Genomic DNA, 1,355 nt, shown 5'->3' with positions numbered 1-1,355 from the left:
AAGAATCTGCGTTGATTTCATACAAGTTTTCAATGTTCGTTTTTTCCACCGCTACTTTACTTATGTCCCAGTCTTTTTTTCCATTTAGATGAACTGATCAATGAGAACATCTTCGTAAAATGGGGTACCTAATCCATCGGACTTTTGATTGAAGGAATGAAACGAAATACTTTCTCAAACGTAATACTAGAGAGGAATCTATACATAAACGAATGAGGAAGTACATGGTTTTGCAAAAAGGGGGCTGTGATGAAACAGGAGAAAAAGACGCAGTACTTATATATGACCATAGGTAATTTGGGAATTCTTCTGATTGGCTTAGCAGCTATGAGATCCACAACTATTTTAAATGATCGACTAGGTTATGCTCTTACTTTTTTGGGATTTCTAATGGTTATCATCTATCAAGATTTTTTGGAAGAAAAAATGGGTTATAGAAAGAAGGAGCGGTATTGGGTTAAAGGTATTTTTATCACCATATTCGCGGTTCTATCTTACTTCCTTTATTTATAATAATCACGATTCTAAAAATTTTGAGAGAAGGGGATTTGAGATGGAACTATTTTTTATCGCATTAGCCATTGTGGTCACCATAAGCTTAGTCATGGCCGTTTACTCGACAAGAAAACAATTTCATTTGAAAAAACAGGAAATGAAACTTAAATACAATCAGTTGGAGTTGGAGAAGAAAAGGCTTGAATTAGAAGAGAAGAAGCTAATGCAAATGTCTATTAGAAATGGAGATGAAAGAATATGAAAAAGAATGATGAGTTTTTCATGGAAAAAGCTATAGAATTGGCTTTGAAGTCAAGACACGAAGGGAATGAACCGTTCGGAGCTGTTCTCGTAAAGGATGAAGAGGTTGTGATGACGGGAGAAAACAAAGTCCATGCTCACAGTGATCCAACATATCACGCTGAAATTGGACTCATTCGGGAATTCTGTTCCGAGAACCAGGTGTTCGACTTGAACGAATACACGTTGTACACCAGTTGTGAACCTTGCGTCATGTGTACAGGCGCTATGGTTTGGTCGAATTTAGGAAGAATGGTGTATAGTGTGTCTCACGATCAACTAGCAGAAATTGCAGGAGACAACATCATGATCTCTTGTGAAGACGTAATTGAAAGAAGTCCGATGAAACCAACCGTAGAAAAAAATATATTGAATGTAGAAGGGTTGAAAGTATTTGAAGGATACAGCTTTTCGTAATCATAGATGAGGAGTGTGAATTCCTATGGAGGAAAAAGTAAAACAACTGTACAAAGAAATGATTGTGGCATGGAACAATCGGGACGCGGAAGGCATGTCCGTTCTGTTTGCTTCCGAAGGCGAAATCATCGGGTTCGACGGAA

At 37.6% G+C, this 1,355-nt stretch carries 3 protein-coding genes; all 3 read left to right on the top strand.

All coding sequences use genetic code 11. From position 1 onward, the window contains the following. The first annotated feature begins 249 nt into the window (after window positions 1-249). From LD39_RS10920 to LD39_RS10910, 3 genes are read left to right on the top strand one after another with little or no spacing between them, the layout of a single operon-like run. A complete protein-coding gene (locus LD39_RS10920) occupies window positions 250-513 on the top strand; it encodes a hypothetical protein (RefSeq protein ID WP_035546220.1) in 264 nt (87 codons plus the stop codon). Between the two features lie 40 nt (window positions 514-553). Then, window positions 554-757 carry a cell division protein FtsL gene (locus LD39_RS23095; protein WP_035546218.1) on the top strand — a complete coding sequence of 68 codons (204 nt, stop codon included), beginning with the start codon at window positions 554-556 and terminating at the stop codon, window positions 755-757. Beyond that, a complete protein-coding gene (locus tag LD39_RS10910) occupies window positions 754-1,212 on the top strand; it encodes a nucleoside deaminase (RefSeq protein WP_035546216.1) in 459 nt (152 codons plus the stop codon). Before LD39_RS23095 ends, LD39_RS10910 begins: the two co-directional genes overlap by 4 nt. Window positions 1,213-1,355: the final 143 nt, after the last annotated feature.

Source organism: Halobacillus sp. BBL2006, from assembly GCF_000786645.1.
Lineage (GTDB): Bacteria > Bacillota > Bacilli > Bacillales > Halobacillaceae > Halobacillus.
Note: the sequence above shows the minus strand (reverse complement) of the source record. Positions and strands in the feature narration are given on the sequence as shown.

Excerpts from the sequence above, each read along its gene's own strand:
- LD39_RS10920 (WP_035546220.1), top strand. The coding sequence starts at position 250 with ATGAAACAGGAGAAAAAGACGCAGTACTTATATATGACCATAGGTAAT.
- LD39_RS23095 (WP_035546218.1), top strand. The coding sequence starts at position 554 with ATGGAACTATTTTTTATCGCATTAGCCATTGTGGTCACCATAAGCTTA.
- LD39_RS10910 (WP_035546216.1), top strand. The coding sequence starts at position 754 with ATGAAAAAGAATGATGAGTTTTTCATGGAAAAAGCTATAGAATTGGCT.